The sequence below is a fragment of the Salmonella sp. 32070601201500089SM genome, from assembly GCF_017573605.1.
Lineage (GTDB): Bacteria > Pseudomonadota > Gammaproteobacteria > Enterobacterales > Enterobacteriaceae > Salmonella > Salmonella enterica.
Genome location: NZ_JAGETK010000004.1, coordinates 184,167 through 207,096 on the forward strand (window position 1 = coordinate 184,167; position 22,930 = coordinate 207,096).

Below are 22,930 nucleotides of genomic sequence, written 5' to 3' on the forward strand. Positions count from 1 at the left end.
ACGTGAATACATTAGAACAAACCATCGGCAATACGCCGCTGGTCAAATTACAACGTCTGGGGCCGGATAACGGCAGTGAAATCTGGGTCAAGCTGGAAGGCAATAATCCGGCAGGATCGGTGAAAGATCGCGCGGCGCTATCGATGATTGTCGAGGCGGAAAAGCGCGGGGAAATTAAACCGGGCGATGTCCTGATTGAAGCGACCAGCGGCAACACTGGCATTGCGCTGGCGATGATCGCCGCGCTGAAAGGTTATCGCATGAAGCTGTTGATGCCAGACAACATGAGTCAGGAGCGTCGGGCGGCAATGCGGGCCTATGGCGCGGAACTGATTCTGGTCACTAAAGAGCAGGGAATGGAAGGGGCGCGCGATTTAGCGCTCGCTATGTCTGAACGAGGCGAGGGCAAACTGCTCGATCAGTTTAATAATCCTGATAATCCCTACGCCCACTACACGACCACCGGCCCGGAAATCTGGCGGCAAACGTCAGGTCGCATCACCCATTTTGTCTCCTGCATGGGCACGACCGGCACCATTACCGGCGTGTCGCGTTTTCTGCGCGAGCAGGAAAAACCGGTCACCATCGTTGGCCTACAGCCGGAAGAGGGCAGCAGTATTCCGGGCATTCGCCGCTGGCCAGCGGAATATATGCCGGGCATTTTCAACGCCAGCCTGGTGGATCAGGTGCTGGATATTCATCAGAATGATGCCGAAAACACCATGCGTGAACTGGCAGTTCGTGAAGGCATTTTCTGCGGCGTGAGTTCCGGCGGCGCGGTAGCGGGCGCGTTACGCGTCGCACGAGCCACGCCCGGCGCGATAGTGGTGGCGATCATCTGCGATCGCGGCGACCGTTACTTGTCTACCGGCGTGTTTGGTGAAGAGCATTTCAGCCAGGAGGCAGGGATTTAAACTAACAGGTTTAGCTGGTTGGGATATACACAGGCAACGGCGCCTTTGACAAGCGGGAATATCCTGCCGATTTTCTATGTGCGCCAGCGCATTACCGCCGCCTTTTATAATAAAAGCTCGTCTGTTGTTCTTATTGTTGTATTTGTTCCTGGCAAAGCGTCATGTAATGCTTGCTGCTTTCTACCAGCCTGGCTGAACCAGGCCGGTAAAGTGACGGCGCTTTAAACATATAAATCAGTTGTACTTGTTGCTGGCAGGTCATCTCTGTCACTGGTACGTGAAATAACGTTAACGCCGCATTTTTCGTACCGTAAACCGCGTTACCCTGCGAATCCCGGCCATAATACGCTTGCGCCAGCATCATGGCATACAGCTCGTCGTCGCGGTACAGGCTGTCCAACCAGAACACCCAGATCGCGGTCCTGAAATGCCCATCCACGCCAGCTTGGGTATAGAGCAATCTGGCAGTATAAGATTTGGGATGTATTTTGGCCGCAGCGCGGCGCAAAAAACGCGTCTGCGGCGATTCGGACAACCAGAAAGAGGCGCTCTGTAATGCGGTCTGGGCTATGGGACGAATTTCCAGATAATAGTAAACGATTAACCCTACAGCAAACGCTAACAGAAGCGCGATAACGCCTTTAAAAAACCACAGTAACACGCCTGGCATTATGATTTTTTCTTACTCAACATTCTTATCCGTTTCCGCAATAAGCGCATGTAAATAAGGCTGCGCGTTTTCATCGCTTTTACCGGGAATTTTAACGATATAGGGCTTTCCGGTGATGGACGACGACGACGCGACTTTATCGATAAACTGTTCGGCGGTGTCGATACGATTGCGTGTGTTACCCAGTTTTAAGCGCAGGTGCGATACGGCTTCCTCGCAGTTATGCGCATCACCGTTACGAACGAAGGTCAGATCCTTTTTCTGCGCCAGCGCATTAAGCATGGCGTTAATGCGCGCTTCTTCATGGGCGTTTAGCTTCGCCCAGGCGGGGAGGGTCAGCAGGAGCGCAACGACGGCGCAGACAATTTTCTTCATGGTAAAATCCTTTTTCATGCGATAATCACTGCACCTCAGACCGTTAGCCGGGTAATAAGTTGCACTCCTGGTGGGGTTATTTCTGTGAGTGCGCCAGCGTGAGTTCATCCAGAAAACGCCACAGCTTTTCATTCATCTGCTGGTAATTCCATGCGCGCATCTCGGCGACCGAGCGGATAAAACGCTTCCCTTGCGCGTCGGCCAGCTCCTGCTGCGAATGTTGGATTAATCCTTCAACCGCCTCAGCGGTAAATTCCATATGACACTGGAAGCCGTAGACAAAATTGCCGTACTGCACTATCTGACGTGGACAGCCTTCGCTTTTGGCCAGCACGGTCGCCTGATCGGTGAGTCCTGGCATATCGTTGTGCCAGTGGCCGACGGTTAACGGGGAGCCAAAGTGGGCGATAAGCGGATGCCGCAGACCGGCTTCAGTGAGCGTAATAAGGTAGTGACCAATCTCTTTTTCCGGACTTTGGCACACAGCGGCGCCCAGCGCCTCGCCAATGAGCTGCGAACCAAGACAAATGCCGATAACCATTCGCCGGGCCGTAATCGCCTGATTAATTAAGTGCTGTTCGGCGCGAGAGTCAAAGTATGGGCACTCTTCGCGGGTGGTGCGCGGCGACTGCGGACCGCCAAATACCACGAGCATATCGAACTCATCGGCATTGGGCGGTAGCGCTTCTCCGGCATAGACGCGCGACCATGAAATGGTATAACCGCGATCTTCAGCCCATTTCAGATAAGCGCCAGCGGATTCAAACGACTCATGGACAACAAAATGAACTCGCACGTTATTTTCTCCTGTTAGCGATTTAGCGCCTGATGGATATCAGCCGCCAGCGTGTTGATCTCGCCATCATTTAATGTCGACAGCGTGATACGTAGACCGTGAGACGGCGCGCTTACGCCAAAGGCTTCTCCCTCACGTACCAGCCAGCCGGATTTTGCCAACGTAAACGCGGTAGCCTGGCTATGGGTGTCCAGTGGGAGCCAGGCATTCACGCCGTCGCCGGGAGAAATGGCGATGCCATATTGCTGTAGGGCGCGGGCCAGTTTTTGTTGCCGGGCGGCGTAAAACAGCCGCGTTTGCGTCAGCCTGTGCTGATACTCAGGGTCGGTCAGGCAGGCGTAGACCAGATCCTGTAACAGATGGCTGACCCACTGACTACCGGCATTTAGCCGCAGCCGAAGTTTTGCCGAGGTCGCGCTGTCGCTGGCGACAATAGCAAGACGTAAATCGGGGCCGAGGGCTTTGGAAACGGAGCGTATCACCGCCCAGTGTGGCGTTGTCTGCGCAATAACCGGCTGCCAGGGCGACGAAGAAAGCAGGGCGAAGTGATCGTCGATAATGACCAGTACCTGAGGGTAACGCGCCAGCATATTTTGCAGCGCAGCGGCGCGGCGAGCGCTCAGGCTACAGCCGGTAGGGTTGTGTGCGCGCGGCGTTAAGATCACTGCCCGCGCGCCCTGATTTAGCGCCTGCTCCAGCTTTTCAGGCTGCATTCCTTCGCTATCTACGCTGACCGGGCTGGCGCTAAAACCGGCATAGCGCAGCATATTGATACTGCTTAAAAAACAGGGATCTTCCACCGCGACGCTGTCGCCCGGCAGCAGATGCGCGCAAAGCAGTCTTTCGATAGCGTCGATAGCTCCGCTGGTGATATCAATTTCGCCTGCGACGGGGGTGGCATCCCGTAGCCAGCGCGCCGCCCAGGCGTGTAGTTCAGGGGAAACGGGCGCATCGCCGTAGAGATGCGGCGTGCGGCTGAGACGAGCAAAATAACGGCTAAGGTCAGGCAGACGCTGCGGATCGGGATTGCCGCCGGAAAGGTCGTGCAGAGGCGTATGCGGATCGCCGCCTTCCAGCGCTACGGGAGACGGACTGCCTTTAATCACCGTCCCATTGCGGCCTAAACTTTGCGCCAGTCCCGCCGTTATCAGCCGTTTATACGCCGCTGCGACGGTATTGCGGTTCACCTTTAATTCGCTTGCCAGCTCCCGTACCGGCGGGAGCGAATCCTCCGCCCGTAACGTGCCGGCGATAATGTGTTGACGGATACTGTCAAAAATTTCGTTAGCGGTTTTTCCGTCGATCATTATTGACCTATGACAAAATGAATTTTAGCATATGACAATGATAATGAGGCGGTAGCCTGCTGTCCAGCGAGAGGAAAATTTTATGGGACAAGAGAGTGATATTCAGTCAGTGCTCTTCGACGACAACCATCGGGCATTACAGACCGATATCGTCGCCGTCCAGTCACAGGTCGTGTACGGCAGCGTAGGCAACAGTATCGCTGTTCCGGCTATTAAAGCGCAGGGACTACGCGTGACGGCGGTCCCGACGGTGCTATTCAGCAATACGCCGCACTATAAAACCTTTTATGGCGGCATTATTCCCGCCGAGTGGTTTGCAGGCTACCTTACGGCGTTGAATGAGCGCGATGCGCTACGTGAATTAAAAGCGATTACCACCGGTTACATGGGCAGCGCAGACCAAATTGTATTGCTTTCGAAGTGGCTAATGGCGATCCGGGCTTCGCATCCGGAGGTGTGTATTCTTGTTGATCCCGTCATTGGCGATACCGACAGTGGAATGTATGTGCAGGCGGAAATTCCGCAGGCTTATCGCACATATTTGTTGCCGCAGGCGCAGGGGCTAACGCCGAACGTATTTGAGCTGGAGATGCTGAGTGGTAAACCGTGCCGCACGCTGGAAGAGGTGGTGGCGGCGGCGCAATCGCTGCTTTCCGATACGCTGAAATGGGTGGTTATCACCAGCGCGCCGGGCGAATCTCTGGAGACCATAACGGTTGCCGTCGTTACCGCGCAGGTCGTGGAGGTCTTTGCCCATCCGCGGGTGGCGACGGAGTTAAAAGGGACGGGAGATCTCTTCTGCGCCGAGCTGGTCAGCGGTATTGTGCAGGGAAAAAAACTGACGACCGCGGCAAAAGATGCGGCGCAGCGCGTGCTGGAGGTGATGACCTGGACACAGCAGTGTGGCTGTGATGAGTTAATTCTGCCGCCGGCAGGGGAGGCGCGATGAAGAGTTATCGGCTGGTCGTTCGCCAGCAGGGACGTATCGTGGGGCATTTTGAAACGAGCGGGCTGGACGCGCTGGAAGATATCTGCGTGGCGCGAGCGATGTTTGGCATCACTGGCGGCTATCAGTGCGAGTTGCAAGTGTCCGATTCCGAACGCAGGATGCTGGAGAGTGGCCCGGATGGGATGAAGATCCTGATGCGCGAGAAGTGCTTTCGCCCGGTGACGTCGCAGTTGTAACCCGTGGATTGGCGCTGAAATGTTCGCAACCTTGTAGGCCTGATAAGCGTAGCGCCATCAGGCAGTGCGCCGCACCATCGCCGGATGGCGGCGCAAGTACAGGCAAAAAAAATGGCGCCCAAAGGCGCCATTCTTCACTGCGGCAAGAATTACTTCTTAATGCGGATGACCGGAGTTTCACCCACGGTCACGCTACCGGACAGTTTGATCAGTTCTTTGATTTCATCCATGTTGGAGATAACAACCGGAGTCAGGGTAGACTTGGCTTTTTCTTCCAGCAACGGCAGATCGAACTCGATGACCGGATCGCCAACTTTCACGCGCTGACCTTCTTCAGCAATACGCTTGAAGCCTTCGCCTTTCAGCTCAACGGTGTCGATACCGAAGTGAACGAACAGCTCAATGCCGCTATCGGATTCGATAGAAAACGCATGGTTGGTTTCAAAGATTTTGCCGATGGTACCGTCAACAGGGGCGACCATTTTGTTACCGGTTGGTTTGATAGCGATGCCATCACCAACGATTTTTTCAGCAAAAACTACATCCGGCACGTCTTCGATGTTGACGATCTCGCCAGAGAGCGGGGCAACAATCTCAATAGTTCCGGTGTCTTTCTTATCATCAGAAACCAGAGATTTTAGTTTATCGAACAAACCCATGATCTTCTCCTAAGCAGTAAATTGGGCCGCATCTCGTGGATTAGCAGATTGTTTTTTCTTCAATGAACTTGTTAACCAGCGTCATTAACTCGTCCGTTGTCGGTTGAGCAAGAGCCTGCTCTGCTAACACCTTCGCATCTTCGAAGTTCGTGTTACGGATAATCTTCTTAATGCGCGGGATAGAAATGGCGCTCATAGAGAATTCGTCCAGACCCATCCCCAGCAACAGAAGTGTAGCACGTTCGTCGCCTGCAAGCTCACCACACATGCCAGTCCATTTACCTTCTGCATGAGAAGCATCAATAACTTGCTTGATCAAGTTCAGTACGGACGGTGACATTGGCTGGTAAAGGTGTGAAATCATATCATTACCACGGTCAACTGCCAGGGTGTACTGCGTTAAATCATTGGTGCCGATACTAAAGAAATCAACTTCTTTGGCTAAATGACGCGCAATTGTCGCCGCAGCCGGTGTTTCCACCATCACGCCAATCTCAATGCTTTCGTCAAATGCTTTACCTTCGTCACGCAGTTCCTGTTTGTAGATTTCAATCTCTTTGCGCAGCGCGCGAACTTCTTCAACAGAGATGATCATCGGGAACATAATGCGCAATTTACCGAAAGCGGAGGCACGCAGAATCGCGCGAACCTGGTCACGCAGGATCTCTTTGCGATCCATGGCGATACGCACGGCGCGCCAGCCCAGGAACGGGTTCTCTTCTTTCGGGAAGTTCATGTACGGCAGCTCTTTGTCGCCGCCAATGTCCATGGTACGGACGATAACCGCCTGCGAGCCGCACGCTTCAGCGACCGCTTTATAGGCGGCAAACTGCTCTTCTTCTGTCGGCAGCGCGTCGCGATCCATGAACAGGAATTCAGTACGATACAGACCAACGCCTTCCGCGCCGTTACGCTCAGCGCCTTCAACGTCGCGAACGGTACCGATGTTGGCGCAAACTTCAACCTGATGTCCATCCAGCGTGATTGCCGGCAGATCTTTCAGTTTTGCGAGTTCCGCTTTCTCGGTCGCAACCTGCTCCTGGACGGCGCGCAGTTGCTCAATAACATCGTTGGTCGGGTTGACGTAAACCTGGTTGTTTACGGCATCCAGAATCAGATAGTCGCCGTTTTTCACCTGAGAGGTGACGCTACCGGTACCTACGATCGCTGGCAGTTCCAGAGAACGCGCCATGATGGAGGTATGAGACGTGCGTCCGCCCGCGTCGGTGATGAAGCCCAGCACTTTCTGCAGGTTCAGCTGTGCGGTTTCTGACGGCGTCAGGTCAGCGGCAACCAGGATAACTTCTTCCTGAATCGCGCTCAGATCGATAATGGCCAGACCCAGGATGTTGCGCAACAGGCGCTTACCGATATCACGTACGTCAGCCGCACGCTCTTTCAGGTATTCATCATCCAGTTCTTCCAGGGCAGTGGCCTGACCTTCGATAACTTCATGTGCGGCTGCGTCAGCCGTCATGTGCTTATCTTTAATCAGGGCTATGATTTCCTGCTCCAGCTCCTCATCTTCGAGCAGCATAATATGCCCTTCAAAGATGGCTTCTTTTTCTTCACCGAACGTTTCACCAGCTTTTGTCTTGATCGCTTCCAGTTGCGCAGATGCCTTGGCACGACCGCTCAGAAAACGTTCAACTTCCTGATCAACCTTGTCGGCAGAAATTTTTTTCCGGTCAATGACGATTTCGTCTTCTTTCAGCAGCAGTGCTTTGCCGAAAGCGATACCCGGGGATGCTAAAATGCCTGAAATCATAACCCTACCTTACTTGTGACTGATTTTTAAAAGAACCCGGAAAAAAACTTACTCGAGTTCCGCCATCAGTTTGACCAGATGTTCAACCGCTTTCTGCTCATCTTCACCTTCTGCGGAGATGGTGACGACGGTGCCTTGAGTCAGGCCCAGAGTCTGCAGTTTAAACAGGCTTTTCGCGCTGGCGCTTTTGCCGTTGGAAGTCACAGTAATCTCAGAAGTGAAGCCTTTTGCTTCTTTAACAAACTGAGCAGCAGGGCGGGTGTGCAGACCGTTCGGAGCGGTAATGGTAACTTCTTGCTGGAACATTGTATTTCCCCAACTTATAGGTTTAGTGTTGTGGAACTAAAGTCTAGCCTGGCGGCTCAACTTTAGCCTGTATTGTTAGCGCCGGCGTAAACGGGACGCGACACAAAAGGTGTTCTACGCAATCCGTTGCTGGCAACTTATGGCCGCTGACGTTTCGCTCGTCATTAAACATTATGCCGCGAAAGGAAGAGTTGAACCAAATCATAAAATCGATTCAGCTAACGCTTTTCCTGTAACGATTAATTTCGCGCATCAAAATAATTAGTCTGGTTAAATACCAGTTCCGGCAGGGTGAATCAATGCCAGGTGAGGTGAAAGTTTGAAGCAGGCCACAAAAAAGCACCCAAAAAGGTGCTTTTTTACGCGTTTTTAACATGCTGGCATCACTGTTGCAGTTCTTTCTCAGTAAAGAGATCGGCGAACAACGCGGTGCTCAGATAACGCTCACCTGATGAGGGTAGGATAACCACAATATTCTTATTGGTAAAGCTTTCATCTTCCTGCAGCTTAAGCGCTGCAGCAACCGCGGCGCCGGAAGAAATTCCTGCCAGAATACCTTCCTCTTCCATCAGACGGCGCGCGGTAGAAATGGCTTCTTCATTGGTGATGCCAACCACTTTATCAATCAGTTTCAGATCCAGGTTGCCCGGGATGAAGCCTGCGCCGATACCCTGAATTTTATGCGGGCCCGGTTTGATCTCTTCACCAGCCAGCGCCTGGGCGATAACCGGGGAGTCAGTGGGTTCTACCGCAACGGTGATAAGATCGGTTTTACCCTTCGTCCCTTTGATATAACGCGTGACGCCGGTTAACGTACCGCCAGTGCCGACGCCGGAGATAAACACATCCACCTGACCATCGGTGTCTTCCCAGATTTCCGGGCCGGTGGTTTTTTCATGGATTTCCGGGTTGGCAGGGTTGCTGAACTGCTGGAGCAGGAGATATTTTTGCGGATCGCTGGCGACAATTTCTTCGGCTTTCTGAATAGCGCCTTTCATCCCTTTCGCCCCTTCGGTCAGCACCAGATTCGCGCCTAATGCTTTGAGTAGCTTGCGGCGTTCAATGCTCATGGTTTCCGGCATGGTCAGGGTGAGTTTGTAACCGCGCGCGGCGGCGACATACGCCAGCGCAATACCGGTGTTGCCGCTGGTCGGCTCCACCAGTTCCACGCCAGGTTTCAGTACGCCACGCTTTTCGGCATCCCAAATCATATTGGCGCCGATACGGCACTTGACGCTGAAGCTCGGGTTGCGCGACTCCACCTTCGCCAGAATGCGTCCATTACCGATACGGTTCAGTCGAACCAGCGGCGTATGACCGATAGTCAGCGAGTTATCTTCATAAATCTTACTCATGGCCTGTCCTTAACTGTATGAAATTGGGATACCTTCCCAGCATACCTTCCAGCCAGATATGGGGAAGTAAGGATTTCGCATATCTATATGCTGATGGGAAATAATGGTTATCAGTATGGAATAAGAGACAGCATAAGCCATCTCTTATTTATACATTTTTACGTTATTTCCATAACGCGTGCTTAGCACGCCAGCAATCAACCCACATTGCCGTCGCGCCACAGACGGCGACAGGCATAATGAAAAGGTTAAGCACCGGAATCATCGTAAAGAGGCTGGTGAGCGCGCCAAATTGCATATTCGCGACCTTCTGCGTGCGCAACGCGGCGCGCATCGTTTTAAACGGCACTTTGTGGTTATCAAACGGGTAGTCGCAATACTGGATCGCCAGCATCCAGGCGCTGAACAAAAACCACAGTACCGGCGCGATGGTTTGGCCAATGCCAGGAATAAAATAGAGAACCAGCAGCACAATAGCGCGCGGCAGATACCACGCCAGCTTTTGCCATTCACGTTTCATAATGCGCGGTACATCTTTCATGATGCCGAGTATGCCGGTATCTGGCGGCGTGGCGCCGGTTAACCGCGCCTCAAGCTGTTCGGCTAAAAGGCCGTTAAACGGCGCGGCGATCCAGTTGGCGAGGGTAGAGAAAAAATAGCCAAAGACCAGTAGAACAGAGATAACCGCAATCGGCCACAGCAGATAGCTCAGCCATTGCAGCCAGTCCGGCACATGACTCATCAACGAAGGTATCCAGGCGTCAAGCTGGGTAAACAGCCACCAAAATGCGCTGCCCATCAGCACAATATTGACCAGCAAAGGTAAAATAACAAAGCGGCGGATTCCCGGTAGGGTGACTAACTTCCATCCTTGCGAGAAATAATAGACGCCGCTACGTGGTACGGTTGTGGATGATGAAACCATATTCAGGACATACTCCTTTTTCTTAAAGCCCTGGGTAAACGTGGGATATCTTACCCGGTTATCAGACGGTGGATAGTTCGGAAATGTTCGAAAAAACAGCAAAAAGCACATTTTCCTTCATCTTTATGCTGCGAAAGCCAACAGTACACTTGCACTTGACGTAATCGGCAAATACTCTTAGTGAGTAAATGTTTGCCGTGGTGGCAAGGTGTTAGAACAACAGAGAATATAATGATGCAGGATTTGCGTCTGATATTAATCATTGTTGGCGCGATCGCCATAATCGCTTTACTGGTACATGGTTTCTGGACCAGCCGTAAAGAACGATCTTCTATGTTCCGCGATCGTCCACTAAAACGCATGAAATCGAAACGCGACGACGACTCGTATGACGACGATGTCGAAGAAGACGAAGGCGTGGGTGAAGTTCGTGTTCACCGCGTAAATCATGCCCCCGGCCAGTCGCAGGAGCATGATGCCCCTCGTCAGTCGCCGCAACACCAGTACCAGCCGCCTTATGCGTCTGCGCAACCGCGTCCAGCGGCGCCGCCGCAGCCGCAAGCGCCGATGCAACAGCCGGTTCAGCAACCGGTCCAACCTGCGCCGCAGCCTCAGCAGGTTCAGCCATCTGCGCCGCCGGTACAGCCGCCGCAACAGCAGCCTGCACCGCCGTCGCAAGCGCCGCAGCCTGTTGCGCAGCCCGCGCCGCCGCCATCAGCGCAAACCTTCCAGCCTGCGGAACCTGTGGTTGAGGCGGAACCGGTAGTGGAAGAAGCGCCGGTTGTGGAAAAACCGCAGCGTAAAGAGGCGGTCATCATTATGAACGTCGCGGCCCATCATGGCAGCGAGCTTAATGGTGAAGTGTTACTGAACAGTATTCAGCAGTCAGGCTTTAAATTTGGCGATATGAATATTTTCCATCGTCATTTGAGCCCGGACGGCAGTGGCCCGGCCTTGTTCAGTCTCGCGAATATGGTCAATCCGGGAACGTTCGATCCTGAAATGACGGACTTCACTACGCCTGGCGTCACTATCTTTATGCAGGTACCGTCTTACGGCGATGCGCTGCAGAACTTCAAGCTGATGCTGCAATCCGCGCAGCATATCGCTGATGAGGTCGGCGGCGTCGTGCTGGATGACCAGCGTCGGATGATGACGCCGCAGAAACTGCGCGAATATCAGGACCGCATCCGCGAGGTGATGGACGCTAACGCCTGAGGTTAACGCAGGTGTGACATTTTTAACGTAACCCCCGCCTGTCGGGGGTTTTTTATCATTGATGGTGTGATATGGAACCAATCGAACAACAACTGACAGAACTGCGAACCACGCTTCGCCATCATGAATATCTGTATCATGTGATGGATGCGCCCGAGATTCCCGACGCCGAATATGACCGCCTGATGCGGGAACTGCGAGAGCTGGAGGCGCAACGTCCGGACCTTATCACGCCGGATTCGCCCACGCAGCGCGTTGGCGCGGCGCCGCTGACGGCATTCAACCAGATTCGCCATGAAGTACCGATGCTGTCGCTCGATAACGTATTTGATGAAGAAAGCTTCCTGGCGTTTAACAAGCGAGTGCAGGATCGTCTAAAAAGCACGGAAAATGTCATCTGGTGCTGCGAGCTAAAGCTGGATGGCCTGGCGGTCAGCATTCTGTATGAAAACGGCGTGCTGGTGAGCGCTGCGACGCGTGGCGACGGCACCACCGGTGAAGATATCACTTCAAACGTGCGCACGATTCGCGCCATTCCGTTAAAGCTGCACGGCGATAACATTCCGGCGCGTCTTGAAGTTCGCGGAGAGGTATTTTTACCGCAGGCCGGGTTCGAAAAGATCAATGAAGACGCGCGCCGTACTGGCGGCAAAGTGTTTGCTAACCCGCGTAACGCGGCGGCGGGCTCGCTGCGTCAGCTCGATCCGCGTATTACGGCGAAGCGACCGCTAACATTTTTCTGCTACGGCGTCGGTATTCTGGAAGGCGGCGAGCTGCCGGATACGCATCTGGGACGTTTGCTGCAATTTAAAGCGTGGGGGTTACCGGTCAGCGATCGCGTGACGCTGTGCGATTCTCCCCAGGCGGTACTGGATTTTTATCACAACGTCGAAAAAGATCGCCCCACGCTCGGTTTTGATATCGACGGCGTGGTGATTAAGGTCAACTCGCTGGCTTTGCAGGAACAGCTGGGCTTTGTGGCCCGCGCGCCGCGCTGGGCGGTGGCGTTTAAATTTCCTGCTCAGGAGCAGATGACTTTTGTGCGCGATGTTGAGTTTCAGGTCGGGCGCACTGGGGCGATTACGCCGGTGGCGCGTTTGGAACCGGTTCAGGTGGCTGGTGTGCTGGTCAGCAATGCCACGTTGCATAATGCCGATGAAATTGAACGGCTTGGCTTGCGTATTGGCGATAAGGTGGTTATCCGTCGGGCAGGCGATGTGATCCCTCAGGTGGTCAACGTGGTTCTGTCCGAACGCCCTGAAGAGACGCGTCCGATTGTGTTTCCAACGCACTGTCCGGTGTGCGGATCGGACGTAGAGCGCGTTGAAGGCGAAGCCGTTACCCGTTGTACCGGCGGGCTGATTTGCGGCGCGCAGCGTAAAGAGTCGCTGAAACATTTTGTGTCGCGCCGGGCGATGGATGTAGACGGGATGGGCGATAAGATCATCGACCAACTGGTGGAAAGGGAGTATGTCCATACGCCAGCGGATCTGTTCCGTCTGACGGCGGGTAAACTGACCGGCCTGGACCGAATGGGGCCAAAGTCCGCGCAAAATGTTGTTAACGCGCTGGAAAAAGCCAAAGCGACGACCTTTGCGCGTTTTCTCTATGCGCTGGGCATCCGTGAAGTGGGTGAAGCGACGGCGGCGGGGCTGGCAGCTTATTTCGGCACGCTGGAGGCGCTGCAGGCTGCCACCATTGACGAGTTGCAGAAAGTACCTGACGTGGGGATTGTGGTCGCTACGCACGTCTTTAACTTTTTTGCCGAAGAGAGTAATCGTGACGTGATTGGGCAGCTACTGGCGGAAGGGGTTCACTGGCCCGCGCCGGTAGTCATTAATGTGCAAGAGATTGATGGCCCGTTTGCCGGTAAAACCGTGGTACTAACCGGTAGCCTGAGCCAGATGTCTCGCGATGACGCTAAAGCGCGTTTAGTGGCGCTGGGCGCGAAAGTGGCAGGCAGCGTATCGAAGAAAACCGATCTGGTGATTGCCGGTGAAGCGGCGGGTTCCAAACTTGCCAAAGCGCAGGAACTGGGTATTACCGTGATTGATGAAGCGGAAATGATCCGCTTACTGGGTGCCTGAGATGGAAAAAGAGCAGCTGGTTGAAATCGCCAACACCGTGATGCCGTTCGGCAAATATCAGGGACGTCGATTGATCGACCTTCCGGAAGAGTATTTGCTGTGGTTTGCCCGTAAAGATCAGTTTCCGGCGGGTAAACTGGGGGAGTTGATGCAAATCACGCTGCTGATTAAAACCGAGGGGCTGACGCAACTGGTGCAGCCCCTGAAACGCCCGCTTTAAGCTTTCGCGGCGCGGCTTTCCTGCTGCGCCTGTAACTTCTCGGTCTGGCGTTTGTAGCGCCGTGCCAGCCCCGCACAGACCATCAGTTGGATCTGGTGGAAGATCATCAGCGGTAATACCATCATACCCAGCACTGACGTCGGAAACAGAATATTGGCCATCGGGATCCCGTTGGCCAGGCTTTTTTTCGAACCGCAGAAAACAATAGTGATTTCGTCGGCTTTATTGAAGCCGCATTTACGGGCGACAAAGACGTTAATGGCGATGACGATCGCCAACAGTATGAGGCTGACCACGACGATAAACAGCAACGATCCCCAGCCGACTTTGTGCCAGATGCCGTTGACCACCGCTTCGCTGAACGCCGAGTAGACCACCAGCAAAATAGAGGTCTGATCTGTTTTCGCGATCCACTTTTTGTTGCGCGCGACCCAGTTGCCGATCCACGGGCGAGACAGGTGTCCCAGCACAAAAGGCAGCAGCAGTTGCAGCATAATTTTGCCCACCTCTTCCAGACTGCCCTGCGCGCCATGAATATTCATTACCAGACCGACCAGCAGCGGCGACAGGAAAATGCCCAGCAGACTGGACGCAGACGCTGAGCACACCGCGGCCGCGACGTTACCGCCCGCGAGTGAAGTAAATGCAATCGCCGACTGCACGGTGGCGGGCAAAATGCACAGATACAGAAAGCCGCTGTAGAGCATAGGGTCGACATTGACAGGCGCCCACCAGGCAAACAGTACGCCGAGGACAGGAAAGAGCACAAAAGTGCTGCACATGACCCAAAGATGCAACCGCCAGTGGCTGCCGCCAGCGATGATCGCTTCACGTGAAAGCTTCGCGCCATGCATAAAAAACAGCAGAGCGATGGCCGCTGTCGTAATGCCTTCAACGACAGGCACAAAGCTGCCTTCCGCCGGGAAAAAAGAGGCCAGTAGTACCACGGTGATAAGTGTCAGCGTGAAAGGGTCAAGGATTCGAAAAAGTTTCATAAAAACTCCTGAAAGTCGGTGCAGCTATTTTGCGTTTTTCGCTTTGAGAAATAAAATTGATTTATTGCATCTATATATGAATCTAGTCGATGAACTATTCACTGCGTCAACTGCGTATTTTTATTACCGTCGCCCAGGCCAAAAGTTTCAGTCGGGCAGGGGACAGGATTGGACTGAGCCAGTCTGCGGTCAGTCATAGCGTAAAAGAGCTGGAGCGGCAAACCGGCGTCAGACTGCTGGATCGCACCACGCGTGAGGTGGTGCTGACCGAGGCGGGGCAACAACTGGCGACGCGTCTGGAGCGGGTGCTTGATGAACTGAACAGCATACTGCGCGATGCAGGCAGAGTAGGGACACAATTAACCGGCACCGTGCGCGTTGCCGCGAGCCAAACCATTTCTGCGCATCTTATTCCGCAATGCATTGCCCAAAGTAATTCACTTTATCCCGCTATTGATTTTGTATTGCACGATCGTCCGCAGCAGTGGGTGCTGGAGAGCATCCGCCAGGGTGAAGTGGATTTTGGCATCGTTATCGATCCCGGCGCAGCGGTGGATTTACAGTGTGAAGCCATCTTATCAGAGCCTTTTTTACTGTTGTGTCGCCAGGATCATCCGCTGGCGCATCAGGAATGGGTGAGCTGGCAGGATCTTAAACAGGCCTCGCTGGTCTTACAGGATTATGCTTCCGGCAGTCGACCGCTGATTGATGCGGCGCTGGCCCATTTTGCTATTGAGGCGGATATCGTGCAGGAGATTGGTCACCCGGCCACGCTGTTTCCAATGGTGGAAGCGGGAATCGGCATCAGCGTGCTGCCCGCGCTGGCGTTACCGCTCCCGCAGGGCAGCCACTTGCAGGTTAAACGGCTGACGCCCGTAGTTGAAAGGCAGCTCATGCTGGCGCGACGAAAAAACCGATCGCTCTCCACGGCGGCGCAGGCGTTGTGGGACGTGGTGCGTACCCAGGCCAGCGAATTAACCGCCGCGAGGGCGAAAGATCCGCTGTATCAGCTATAAATATCTATCTGTCCGTGTGTGAGGTGCGGTCTTGCCCTGCCATTTTTGACAGGGCAGTGTGTTAAAACAGGTATTTGATGGAATAAATAATGCCATCCTGCAGGAAGGATTCTCCTAACTTATTATCAGCGTAACGATATTGTACTCCTGCGGTCAGGTGAGGAGTCGCATTCCACCACAGCGCTACTGCGCCATTAATGCCATCTTTCCCGCCATTGCCCGCAGCGTAGGACGCATCGCGGTCAAACTCATACTCATTCCAGTTCGTTACGCTGAATTTCTCACTACCCAACGAGAAGCTATAGCCAGCCACCCAACCTAATACATAACCATTATCGCCTGTGTAGTAGGTCTGATCGGTATAACGTTTGGCAAAGAAGGGTTTAAACCAGTAACCGTTACCTGTGAAGTTATAGCCTAAACCATAGAGAAACATGTCATCATGGAAATTAGCGCGATGAGGTGAACCGTACGTCCCGTAGGCATGGAGATAGAGGTTTAATCCTGTATCGCCCAGATAAATACGGTTGGTATTTTTAAAGGTGTAACGCTGTTCGCTGCCTGGTTTAGCGTGGCGGCCATTGTAAAAATTTTCCCAGTCGAAGAACCCGTACATTTCTCCCCAGCTAAAATTCGCTCCGCCTTCCAGTTCCAGGTACCCAAAATCATCTTTATGGGATTTTTTACTGGTTTTTTCCGTGGTGTCTGATGTCCAGTCGAGGTAATGGAGGCCGATATCGGCGAACCCGCCTTTAAATTCCGCATGGGTGAGTGCGGGAATAATGAGTAAAGAAGAAAGCGTCAGAGTAAGAATTTTTTTCATAGCATATTTCCCTATGCCGATAATTATTAATGGGTTAATTAAAAAGAGGCAATTTATAAATATGAAAGCGGCATATTGTTAATATGAATTGCAAGCAAAAACCAATACTGTTTTCCCTCTGTATTAATACAGAAGCGATCTAAATCTATCGATATTAAATGGCTATTGATGACACGTGAAAAGTGTATTGGTCAGCAAGGGGCGATGGTCGTTATAAAAAGGAGTCAAATTAAATCCGATAGAACAAGGAAACTTATGCCTCACGCTCTTTTTTCTCATAATCCTGAGTATTGTATTGATATTATTCATGCACATAAACCGGCATTTCCCCCGCGAGTCGCGTTTATTTTAGGCTCCGGGTTGGGTGCTCTGGCGGATCAAATCGAAGATGCGGTAGCCATTTCTTACGAGAAATTGCCGGGATTTCCCGTCAGCACCGTACACGGCCATGCTGGTGAACTGGTGCTCGGCCATCTGGCGGGTGTTCCGGTGGCCTGTATGAAAGGCCGCGGACATTTTTATGAAGGGCGTGGAATGGCGGTGATGACCGATGCCATTCGCACGTTGAAATTACTGGGCTGTGAAGTGTTGTTCTGCACCAATGCGGCAGGATCTCTGCGTCCGGAAGTGGGGCCGGGTAGCCTGGTTGCGCTTAGCGATCACATTAATACGATGCCCGGTACGCCGATGGTGGGGCCAAACGATGATCGTTATGGCGATCGCTTCTTCTCGCTGGCTAATGCTTATGACGCAGATTATCGCGCCATGCTTCAGTCCGTTGCGGCAGAGGAGGGATTCCCCCTCACTGAAGGCGTATTTGTTTCTTACCCGGGTCCGAACTTCGAAACGGCGGCAGAAATCCGCATGATGCAGATTATTGGCGGCGATGTGGTCGGAATGTCCGTTGTCCCTGAGGTGATTAGCGCACGTCATTGTGGCCTCAAAGTTGTTGCCGTCTCAGCGATCACCAATCTGGCGGAAGGGCTGGGCGATGTAAAACTCTCCCATGCGCAAACGCTGGCGGCGGCTGAACTTTCCCGGCAGAACTTTATCAATCTGATTTGCGGCTTTTTACGTAAGCTGGCCTAAACACAATGACTACGGCCCCGTATTGGGGCTTTATCTCACGGCAAGGAATAAAAAATGGGTATTACGTCCCGCTTAAAAGTCATGTCGTTCTTGCAATATTTTATCTGGGGGAGCTGGCTGGTTACCCTGGGCTCTTACATGATCAACACTCTGGATTTTACCGGCGCGAATGTCGGTATGGTCTACAGCTCAAAAGGACTGGCAGCGATTATCATGCCGGGCATTATGGGGATCATTGCTGATAAATGGCTGCGCGCTGAGCGAGCCTATATGCTTTGCCATCTGGTTTGCGCGGGGGCGTTATTATACGCCACCACCGTTACCGATCCCCAGACGATGTTCTGGGTGATGTTGGTTAATGCGATGGCGTATATGCCAACGATTGCATTATCCAATAGCGTTTCGTACTCCTGTCTGGCGAAAGCAGGTCAGGATCCGGTAACGTCATTTCCGCCTGTGCGCGTTTTCGGCACAATAGGTTTTATTGTTGCGATGTGGACGGTGAGCCTGATGGGGCTGGAACTGAGCAGTGCGCAATTATACATCGCTTCTGGCGCATCGTTATTGCTGGCCCTGTATGCGCTGACGTTACCGAAAATTCCGGTAGCCGAGAAGAAGGCGAACACCACGCTTGCCAGTAAGCTCGGACTGGATGCTTTTGTTCTGTTTAAAAATCCACGCATGGCAATCTTCTTTTTGTTTGCGATGATGTTGGGGGCGGTGCTGCAAATTACCAATGTCTTCGGTAATCCGTTCCTGCATGATTTTGCCCGTAATCCTGAGTTTGCCGACAGCTTTGTGGTGAAGTATCCCTCTATCTTGCTTTCAGTTTCGCAGATGGCGGAAGTGGGCTTTATCCTCACCATTCCGTTCTTCCTTAAACGCTTTGGTATTAAAACGGTAATGCTGATGAGTATGCTGGCGTGGACGCTGCGTTTCGGCTTCTTTGCCTTTGGCGATCCATCCCCGTTTGGCTTTGTGCTACTGCTGCTGTCGATGATTGTTTATGGCTGCGCATTTGATTTCTTCAACATCTCAGGGTCAGTATTTGTAGAGCAGGAGGTGGACTCAAGTATTCGCGCCAGCGCGCAGGGGTTGTTTATGACCATGGTTAACGGCGTGGGGGCGTGGATTGGGTCTCTTTTAAGCGGTATGGCCGTGGATTATTTTTCTATTGATGGCGTAAAAGATTGGCAAACCATCTGGCTGGTCTTTGCCGCCTACGCTCTGGCATTGGCCGTTATTTTTGCATTGTTCTTTAAATATCAGCACCATCCAGAAAAACTGTCGACCAAATCATTAGCACATTAATTTTATTTGACTGGCGAGAGGATGTTCGCCAGTCCATTTTTATGAACAAGGACACAGTATGAAAGAAATTATTCTCTCCTCCGGTATTGGATTTGGTATTGGCGCATTTTTTACTTTATGCCGTATACCTATTCCTGCACCAAATGTTTTACCCGGGGTTTTATCTATTGTATTTATGTATATTGGGTATCTTGTCGTTAAATCTATTTTTTACTAGGTAATATGGTAAATTCCAGACGTTATCCCTTATTCCTGGAGTGCGATAGTGATGGAACGAGCCCATCGTATTGATCTAAAGCTATTACGTTATTTCCTCGCTGTTGCAGAAGAATTGCATTTTGGCCGGGCTGCTGCCCGGTTAAATATGTCACAACCTCCCTTGAGTATCCATATCAAAGAACTTGAACAGCAACTGGGTACATTGCTGTTTATTCGTCATTCCCGCAGCGTTGCATTAACCCATGCCGGGAAAGTTTTAATGGAGGAGTCACGTCGCTTGTTAGCCAATGCAAATCAGGCGCTGGCGCGAGTGGAGCAGATTGGTCGCGGTGAAGCGGGGCGCATTGAATTGGGTGTGGTTGGTACGGCGCTGTGGGGAAGAATGCGTCCTGCGATGCGTCACTTTTTGGAAGCAAATCCCAATGTTGAAGTACTTTTTCGCGAAAAGTCTCCCGGTATGCAAATGGCGTTGTTAGAGCGTCGGGAACTTGATGCAGGGATCTGGCGTATGGCTATCGAACCGGCAGTCGGTTTTACCAGCATACGTTTGCATGAATCTGCATTCATGGTTGCAGTTCCGGAAGATCACGATCTGGCATCCAGAGATTCTGTGCCGCTGGCGGCGTTGCGCAATGAATATTTTGTTACGTTGCCTTCCGTACATTCTGATTGGGAATTTTTACAACGTGTATGCCAACAGGCAGGCTTTTCGCCAATGATTATTCGGGAAGTGGTTGAGCCGCAAACGGTGTTGGCGATGATCAGTATGGGGATTGGGATTACGTTGATGGCTGATGGCTATGCGCAAATGAGCTGGCCGGGTGTGGTGTTTCGTCCGTTAGAGGAACGTATTCCGGCGGATTTGTATATTGTGTATGACCAGCAGCAGGCAACGCCAGCGCTGGAGAAACTGGTGGCGGCGTTGACGGTATGATGTCTGTGCCGGATGGCGACTAACGTCTTATCCGGCCTACGTGTGCGGTGCTGTCTGTGCCGGATGGCGACTAACGTCTTATCCGGCCTACGCGTGCGGTGTCGTCTGTGCCGGATGGCGATTAACGTCTTATCCGGCCTACGTGTGCGGTGTCGTCTGTAGGCCTGATAAGCGCAGCGCATCAGGCAAGACCCGAACATATCGCAGATAGCAAAAAAGCGCCTTTAGGGCGCTTTTTTACATTGGTGGGTCGTGCAGGATTCGAACCTGCGACCAATTGATTAAAAGTCAACTGCTCTACCAACTGAGCTAACGACCCGAAGTGGTGGGTGATGACGGGATCGAACCGCCGACCCCCTCCTTGTAAGGGAGGTGCTCTCCCAGCTGAGCTAATCACCCACTTCGGTACTTCACAATAAGAAATTTAGCTGGCGAGAAAGTGGTGGGTGATGACGGGATCGAACCGCCGACCCCCTCCTTGTAAGGGAGGTGCTCTCCCAGCTGAGCTAATCACCCACTTCTCAATTTCTTATCTACACGGCGGAGACTACATAAAGTAGTTGGTGGGTGATGACGGGATCGAACCGCCGACCCCCTCCTTGTAAGGGAGGTGCTCTCCCAGCTGAGCTAATCACCCCCGCTGTGTGGAGTCGCATTATAGGGAGAGTTGAAAATGAGTCAACGCATTTTCTAAAGTTTTTGTTTGTTCGTCGTAAAATTAAACAAAACGATCGTGAATTACCCCGCACTGCATGATTTCTATACGGAAATAGCAAAGCGCAGCGTTCTGACCGGATCAACATTGAGGAATCAAGCCACAGTGATAGAATACAAGGCTATTCATCTTTCCAGGATTTGCCGGTTGTCGGCATCTTTATAAACGTAAGGCCATTTCATGAAAATCAAAACTCGCTTCGCGCCTAGCCCGACAGGTTATCTGCACGTCGGCGGCGCGCGTACTGCTCTTTATTCCTGGCTTTTCGCACGTCACCACGGCGGTGAGTTCGTGCTGCGTATTGAAGACACCGATCTTGAGCGTTCCACGCCGGAAGCCATTGAAGCCATCATGGATGGTATGAACTGGCTGAACCTGGAATGGGACGAAGGCCCATATTTCCAGACCAAACGTTTTGATCGCTATAACGCGGTGATTGACGAGATGCTGGAGGCGGGAACAGCCTATAAATGCTACTGCTCTAAAGAGCGTCTGGAGCAACTGCGTGAAGATCAGATGGCGAAAGGCGAGAAGCCGCGTTATGACGGGCGTTGCCGTCACAGTCACGAACATCATGCCGACGATGAGCCATGCGTGGTGCGCTTTGCCAACCCGCAGGACGGTTCCGTTATTTTTGATGATCAGATCCGTGGGCCGATCGAATTCAGCAATCAGGAGCTGGACGATCTGATCATTCGTCGTACCGACGGTTCCCCAACCTACAACTTCTGTGTGGTGGTGGACGACTGGGATATGGAAATTACCCATGTGATTCGTGGCGAAGACCATATCAACAATACTCCGCGCCAGATTAACATTCTGAAAGCGTTAAACGCGCCGGTGCCGATGTACGCGCATGTGTCGATGATTAACGGCGACGACGGTAAAAAGCTGTCTAAACGCCACGGTGCGGTGAGCGTGATGCAGTATCGCGATGACGGTTATCTGCCGGAAGCGTTGCTGAACTATCTGGTGCGTCTGGGCTGGTCCAGCGGCGATCAGGAAATCTTCACCCGCGAAGAGATGATCAAGCTGTTCTCCCTCGGTGCGGTGAGCAAGTCTGCGAGCGCGTTCAACACCGATAAACTGCTGTGGCTGAACCACCACTATATCAATACGCTGGCGCCGGAATATGTGGCGACGCATTTGCAGTGGCATATCGAGCAGGAAAATATCGACACCCGTAACGGCCCGCAGCTTGCTGAACTGGTGAAGTTGCTGGGTGAGCGCTGCAAAACTCTGAAAGAGATGGCGCAGAGCTGCCGCTACTTCTATGAAGACTTCAGTGAGTTTGACGCCGATGCGGCGAAAAAACACCTCCGCCCGGTGGCGCGTCAGCCGCTGGAAGTGGTGCGCGACAAGCTGTCGGCGATTACGGACTGGTCAGCAGAAAACGTCCACCACGCGATTCAGGCAACGGCGGATGAGCTGGAAGTGGGGATGGGTAAAGTAGGGATGCCGCTGCGTGTGGCTGTGACCGCTGCCGGGCAGTCGCCTGCGCTGGATGTCACCGTACATGCGATTGGTAAAACCCGCAGCATTGAGCGTATCAACAAAGCGCTGGGCTTTATCGCCGAGCGTGAAAGTCAGCAGTAACGCCAGCTGAAACAGAATAAACGGCAGGGCAGACGCCTGCCGTTTATTCTTTGTTAGTCCGCCTCATTGATACCTAAACGCGTCAGAAATCCGCGAATACCTTCCCGCGATAAAAACAGCGCCAGTTTTTCCTGTTCCTGAGCAGACATATTTTCAACGGCATCAATAATTTGTCGATAAGCGTGACTGTGCGCCGCGTTCGCATATTCTGCGAAAGCCTCTTCCGCCTGATAAAACGCAGGCAGTTTGCGAAAAGCCGGAATATTGAGAATAAACTCCCGCACGCTGGCATCAATATGGATGAGTCTTGCGCGTCCGCCTTTGACGCCGGGAAATTTTTCGGTTTTCCAGTGTTGTTCTCTGATCCAGCGATTGACGGTTTGTCTGGCCACGCCGAGGCATTCAGCCAGCTCTTCAGTGGTCATTTTACTGCGTAATCTTTTCATA

24 protein-coding genes and 4 tRNA genes are annotated in these 22,930 nt (G+C 52.6%); 12 read left to right on the plus strand and 16 right to left on the minus strand.

Annotated features, from left to right (window positions below; translation table 11 throughout):
- Window positions 1-2 precede the first annotated feature (2 nt).
- Window positions 3-914, plus strand: a complete 912-nt coding sequence (cysM, locus tag J4728_RS08835; protein ID WP_208211612.1) for a cysteine synthase CysM — start codon at window positions 3-5, stop codon at window positions 912-914.
- A 130-nt stretch (window positions 915-1,044) separates the two neighbouring features.
- Here the strand turns inward: cysM and J4728_RS08840 are convergent, their stop codons facing one another.
- The 4 genes from J4728_RS08840 to ptsJ are packed head-to-tail and all read right to left on the minus strand — an operon-like array spanning window position 1,045 to window position 4,062.
- The gene (locus tag J4728_RS08840; RefSeq protein WP_001540567.1) at window positions 1,045-1,584 is read right to left on the minus strand and encodes a transglycosylase domain-containing protein; all 540 of its coding nucleotides are present in this window, start codon (window positions 1,582-1,584) and stop codon (window positions 1,045-1,047) included.
- Between the two features lie 12 nt (window positions 1,585-1,596).
- Window positions 1,597-1,977 carry a YfeK family protein gene (locus J4728_RS08845; protein ID WP_000710730.1) on the minus strand — a complete coding sequence of 127 codons (381 nt, stop codon included), beginning with the start codon at window positions 1,975-1,977 and terminating at the stop codon, window positions 1,597-1,599.
- A 58-nt stretch (window positions 1,978-2,035) separates the two neighbouring features.
- A complete protein-coding gene (locus tag J4728_RS08850) occupies window positions 2,036-2,755 on the minus strand; it encodes a type 1 glutamine amidotransferase (protein ID WP_001625560.1) in 720 nt (239 codons plus the stop codon).
- Between the two features lie 14 nt (window positions 2,756-2,769).
- Entirely contained in the window at window positions 2,770-4,062 is a 1,293-nt protein-coding gene (gene ptsJ / locus J4728_RS08855; protein ID WP_208211614.1) for a transcriptional regulator PtsJ, read from the minus strand.
- An 82-nt stretch (window positions 4,063-4,144) separates the two neighbouring features.
- On the opposite strand from ptsJ, the gene pdxK reads away from it, so the two are divergent.
- Both pdxK and J4728_RS08865 read left to right on the plus strand, forming a co-directional pair.
- Complete coding sequence (gene pdxK / locus J4728_RS08860; RefSeq protein ID WP_208211616.1) at window positions 4,145-5,011, plus strand: pyridoxine/pyridoxal/pyridoxamine kinase; 867 nt, start codon at window positions 4,145-4,147, stop codon at window positions 5,009-5,011.
- On the plus strand, window positions 5,008-5,247 hold the full coding sequence (locus tag J4728_RS08865; protein ID WP_000844541.1) for a hypothetical protein: 240 nt from the start codon (window positions 5,008-5,010) through the stop codon (window positions 5,245-5,247). Before pdxK ends, J4728_RS08865 begins: the two co-directional genes overlap by 4 nt.
- Window positions 5,248-5,396: 149 nt before the next feature.
- Here the strand turns inward: J4728_RS08865 and crr are convergent, their stop codons facing one another.
- The 5 genes from crr to cysZ all read right to left on the minus strand — a co-directional run bounded on the left by crr (window position 5,397) and on the right by cysZ (window position 10,260).
- On the minus strand, window positions 5,397-5,906 hold the full coding sequence (crr, locus tag J4728_RS08870) for a PTS glucose transporter subunit IIA (protein WP_000522253.1): 510 nt from the start codon (window positions 5,904-5,906) through the stop codon (window positions 5,397-5,399).
- A gap of 40 nt (window positions 5,907-5,946) precedes the next feature.
- Window positions 5,947-7,674 carry a phosphoenolpyruvate-protein phosphotransferase PtsI gene (gene ptsI / locus J4728_RS08875; protein ID WP_000623118.1) on the minus strand — a complete coding sequence of 576 codons (1,728 nt, stop codon included), beginning with the start codon at window positions 7,672-7,674 and terminating at the stop codon, window positions 5,947-5,949.
- 48 nt (window positions 7,675-7,722) lie between these two features.
- Window positions 7,723-7,980: a phosphocarrier protein Hpr gene (gene ptsH, locus J4728_RS08880; RefSeq protein WP_000487600.1), complete on the minus strand. Its 258-nt coding sequence runs from the start codon at window positions 7,978-7,980 to the stop codon at window positions 7,723-7,725.
- A 383-nt stretch (window positions 7,981-8,363) separates the two neighbouring features.
- A complete protein-coding gene (gene cysK / locus J4728_RS08885) occupies window positions 8,364-9,335 on the minus strand; it encodes a cysteine synthase A (protein WP_000036904.1) in 972 nt (323 codons plus the stop codon).
- A 163-nt stretch (window positions 9,336-9,498) separates the two neighbouring features.
- The gene (gene cysZ, locus J4728_RS08890) at window positions 9,499-10,260 is read right to left on the minus strand and encodes a sulfate transporter CysZ (protein WP_080205950.1); all 762 of its coding nucleotides are present in this window, start codon (window positions 10,258-10,260) and stop codon (window positions 9,499-9,501) included.
- A 231-nt stretch (window positions 10,261-10,491) separates the two neighbouring features.
- On the opposite strand from cysZ, the gene zipA reads away from it, so the two are divergent.
- From zipA to J4728_RS08905, 3 genes are all read left to right on the plus strand, one after another.
- Window positions 10,492-11,478 carry a cell division protein ZipA gene (zipA, locus tag J4728_RS08895; protein WP_000983126.1) on the plus strand — a complete coding sequence of 329 codons (987 nt, stop codon included), beginning with the start codon at window positions 10,492-10,494 and terminating at the stop codon, window positions 11,476-11,478.
- A 71-nt stretch (window positions 11,479-11,549) separates the two neighbouring features.
- Window positions 11,550-13,565, plus strand: a complete 2,016-nt coding sequence (gene ligA, locus J4728_RS08900) for an NAD-dependent DNA ligase LigA (RefSeq protein ID WP_208211618.1) — start codon at window positions 11,550-11,552, stop codon at window positions 13,563-13,565.
- A gap of 1 nt (window position 13,566) precedes the next feature.
- Window positions 13,567-13,785 (plus strand): DUF3820 family protein, encoded by a 219-nt coding sequence (locus J4728_RS08905; protein ID WP_001519708.1) that lies wholly within the window; start codon window positions 13,567-13,569, stop codon window positions 13,783-13,785.
- Here J4728_RS08905 and J4728_RS08910 read toward each other — a convergent pair.
- The gene (locus tag J4728_RS08910; protein WP_000765580.1) at window positions 13,782-14,780 is read right to left on the minus strand and encodes a bile acid:sodium symporter family protein; all 999 of its coding nucleotides are present in this window, start codon (window positions 14,778-14,780) and stop codon (window positions 13,782-13,784) included. The two genes, J4728_RS08905 and J4728_RS08910, sit on opposite strands and share 4 nt — an antisense overlap.
- 89 nt (window positions 14,781-14,869) lie before the next feature.
- On the opposite strand from J4728_RS08910, the gene J4728_RS08915 reads away from it, so the two are divergent.
- On the plus strand, window positions 14,870-15,796 hold the full coding sequence (locus J4728_RS08915; RefSeq protein WP_001109831.1) for a LysR family transcriptional regulator: 927 nt from the start codon (window positions 14,870-14,872) through the stop codon (window positions 15,794-15,796).
- 61 nt (window positions 15,797-15,857) lie between these two features.
- Here J4728_RS08915 and J4728_RS08920 read toward each other — a convergent pair whose 3' ends face one another.
- On the minus strand, window positions 15,858-16,619 hold the full coding sequence (locus J4728_RS08920; protein WP_000722926.1) for an outer membrane protein: 762 nt from the start codon (window positions 16,617-16,619) through the stop codon (window positions 15,858-15,860).
- Window positions 16,620-16,874: 255 nt separating this feature from the next.
- On the opposite strand from J4728_RS08920, the gene xapA reads away from it, so the two are divergent.
- The 4 genes from xapA to J4728_RS08940 are packed head-to-tail and all read left to right on the plus strand — an operon-like array spanning window position 16,875 to window position 20,172.
- Complete coding sequence (gene xapA / locus J4728_RS08925; protein WP_208211620.1) at window positions 16,875-17,708, plus strand: xanthosine phosphorylase; 834 nt, start codon at window positions 16,875-16,877, stop codon at window positions 17,706-17,708.
- 54 nt (window positions 17,709-17,762) lie between these two features.
- The gene (locus J4728_RS08930; protein ID WP_000513241.1) at window positions 17,763-19,019 is read left to right on the plus strand and encodes a nucleoside permease; all 1,257 of its coding nucleotides are present in this window, start codon (window positions 17,763-17,765) and stop codon (window positions 19,017-19,019) included.
- A 58-nt stretch (window positions 19,020-19,077) separates the two neighbouring features.
- The gene (locus tag J4728_RS08935; protein ID WP_000658727.1) at window positions 19,078-19,236 is read left to right on the plus strand and encodes a XapX domain-containing protein; all 159 of its coding nucleotides are present in this window, start codon (window positions 19,078-19,080) and stop codon (window positions 19,234-19,236) included.
- Window positions 19,237-19,287: 51 nt separating this feature from the next.
- Window positions 19,288-20,172 carry a LysR family transcriptional regulator gene (locus J4728_RS08940; RefSeq protein ID WP_208211682.1) on the plus strand — a complete coding sequence of 295 codons (885 nt, stop codon included), beginning with the start codon at window positions 19,288-19,290 and terminating at the stop codon, window positions 20,170-20,172.
- Between the two features lie 243 nt (window positions 20,173-20,415).
- Here the strand turns inward: J4728_RS08940 and J4728_RS08945 are convergent.
- From J4728_RS08945 to J4728_RS08960, 4 genes are all read right to left on the minus strand, one after another.
- A tRNA-Lys gene (locus J4728_RS08945) sits at window positions 20,416-20,491 on the minus strand.
- A gap of 4 nt (window positions 20,492-20,495) precedes the next feature.
- Window positions 20,496-20,571, minus strand: a tRNA-Val gene (locus J4728_RS08950).
- 41 nt (window positions 20,572-20,612) lie between these two features.
- Window positions 20,613-20,688, minus strand: a tRNA-Val gene (locus tag J4728_RS08955).
- A 45-nt stretch (window positions 20,689-20,733) separates the two neighbouring features.
- A tRNA-Val gene (locus J4728_RS08960) sits at window positions 20,734-20,809 on the minus strand.
- Between the two features lie 258 nt (window positions 20,810-21,067).
- Between J4728_RS08960 and gltX the strand changes: the two genes are divergently transcribed.
- The gene (gene gltX, locus J4728_RS08965) at window positions 21,068-22,483 is read left to right on the plus strand and encodes a glutamate--tRNA ligase (protein WP_208211622.1); all 1,416 of its coding nucleotides are present in this window, start codon (window positions 21,068-21,070) and stop codon (window positions 22,481-22,483) included.
- Window positions 22,484-22,536: 53 nt separating this feature from the next.
- On the opposite strand, the gene J4728_RS08970 is transcribed toward gltX, so the two are convergent.
- Window positions 22,537-22,929, minus strand: coding sequence for a MerR family transcriptional regulator (locus tag J4728_RS08970; protein ID WP_000826514.1), 393 nt, complete (start codon window positions 22,927-22,929; stop codon window positions 22,537-22,539).
- Between the last annotated feature and the right edge of the window lies 1 nt (window position 22,930).

Excerpts from the sequence above, each read along its gene's own strand:
- J4728_RS08840 (WP_001540567.1), bottom strand. The coding sequence starts at position 1,584 with ATGCCAGGCGTGTTACTGTGGTTTTTTAAAGGCGTTATCGCGCTTCTG.
- J4728_RS08845 (WP_000710730.1), bottom strand. The coding sequence starts at position 1,977 with ATGAAAAAGGATTTTACCATGAAGAAAATTGTCTGCGCCGTCGTTGCG.
- ptsJ (WP_208211614.1), bottom strand. The coding sequence starts at position 4,062 with ATGATCGACGGAAAAACCGCTAACGAAATTTTTGACAGTATCCGTCAA.
- pdxK (WP_208211616.1), top strand. The coding sequence starts at position 4,145 with ATGGGACAAGAGAGTGATATTCAGTCAGTGCTCTTCGACGACAACCAT.
- J4728_RS08865 (WP_000844541.1), top strand. The coding sequence starts at position 5,008 with ATGAAGAGTTATCGGCTGGTCGTTCGCCAGCAGGGACGTATCGTGGGG.
- crr (WP_000522253.1), bottom strand. The coding sequence starts at position 5,906 with ATGGGTTTGTTCGATAAACTAAAATCTCTGGTTTCTGATGATAAGAAA.
- ptsI (WP_000623118.1), bottom strand. The coding sequence starts at position 7,674 with ATGATTTCAGGCATTTTAGCATCCCCGGGTATCGCTTTCGGCAAAGCA.
- ptsH (WP_000487600.1), bottom strand. The coding sequence starts at position 7,980 with ATGTTCCAGCAAGAAGTTACCATTACCGCTCCGAACGGTCTGCACACC.
- cysK (WP_000036904.1), bottom strand. The coding sequence starts at position 9,335 with ATGAGTAAGATTTATGAAGATAACTCGCTGACTATCGGTCATACGCCG.
- cysZ (WP_080205950.1), bottom strand. The coding sequence starts at position 10,260 with ATGGTTTCATCATCCACAACCGTACCACGTAGCGGCGTCTATTATTTC.
- zipA (WP_000983126.1), top strand. The coding sequence starts at position 10,492 with ATGATGCAGGATTTGCGTCTGATATTAATCATTGTTGGCGCGATCGCC.
- ligA (WP_208211618.1), top strand. The coding sequence starts at position 11,550 with ATGGAACCAATCGAACAACAACTGACAGAACTGCGAACCACGCTTCGC.
- J4728_RS08905 (WP_001519708.1), top strand. The coding sequence starts at position 13,567 with ATGGAAAAAGAGCAGCTGGTTGAAATCGCCAACACCGTGATGCCGTTC.
- J4728_RS08910 (WP_000765580.1), bottom strand. The coding sequence starts at position 14,780 with ATGAAACTTTTTCGAATCCTTGACCCTTTCACGCTGACACTTATCACC.
- J4728_RS08915 (WP_001109831.1), top strand. The coding sequence starts at position 14,870 with ATGAACTATTCACTGCGTCAACTGCGTATTTTTATTACCGTCGCCCAG.
- J4728_RS08920 (WP_000722926.1), bottom strand. The coding sequence starts at position 16,619 with ATGAAAAAAATTCTTACTCTGACGCTTTCTTCTTTACTCATTATTCCC.
- xapA (WP_208211620.1), top strand. The coding sequence starts at position 16,875 with ATGCCTCACGCTCTTTTTTCTCATAATCCTGAGTATTGTATTGATATT.
- J4728_RS08930 (WP_000513241.1), top strand. The coding sequence starts at position 17,763 with ATGGGTATTACGTCCCGCTTAAAAGTCATGTCGTTCTTGCAATATTTT.
- J4728_RS08935 (WP_000658727.1), top strand. The coding sequence starts at position 19,078 with ATGAAAGAAATTATTCTCTCCTCCGGTATTGGATTTGGTATTGGCGCA.
- J4728_RS08940 (WP_208211682.1), top strand. The coding sequence starts at position 19,288 with ATGGAACGAGCCCATCGTATTGATCTAAAGCTATTACGTTATTTCCTC.
- gltX (WP_208211622.1), top strand. The coding sequence starts at position 21,068 with ATGAAAATCAAAACTCGCTTCGCGCCTAGCCCGACAGGTTATCTGCAC.
- J4728_RS08970 (WP_000826514.1), bottom strand. The coding sequence starts at position 22,929 with ATGAAAAGATTACGCAGTAAAATGACCACTGAAGAGCTGGCTGAATGC.